This is a genomic window from Streptomyces sp. P9(2023), from assembly GCF_032436795.1.
Classification (GTDB): Bacteria; Actinomycetota; Actinomycetes; order Streptomycetales; family Streptomycetaceae; genus Streptomyces.
The window spans coordinates 1-240 of record NZ_JAUPWM010000805.1 but is presented as its reverse complement, the minus strand read 5'-3'; the positions used below and the strand labels follow the sequence as shown (position 1 = coordinate 240).

Below are 240 nucleotides of genomic sequence, written 5' to 3'. Positions count from 1 at the left end.
ACAGCACTTGCACGGCCGATGCTCCAGGGCAGATCCAGCCGCAGAATCTGCGGCCGATGATACATGCCGCCGAGCCTTGGCAGCAGCTCGGGGTTGATGGTCAGAAGACGCGCGCCGCTATACAGTCTCGGCAATGCGCTACAGGTATATGAATGCTCATGACCCGCGAAGAACGCATCAAGCTGTGGTCGGCGTTGTCGGACGTTTTCGTCGACAATCACGTCGACTACGTCGGCATCG

At 59.2% G+C, this 240-nt stretch carries 1 protein-coding gene; it reads right to left on the bottom strand.

Translation table 11 applies throughout. From position 1 onward, the window contains the following. Nucleotides 1–221: hypothetical protein (locus Q5762_RS39510; RefSeq protein WP_315897148.1), on the bottom strand; the 221-nt coding region annotated here is incomplete at its 3' end. Between the last annotated feature and the right edge of the window lie 19 nt (nucleotides 222–240).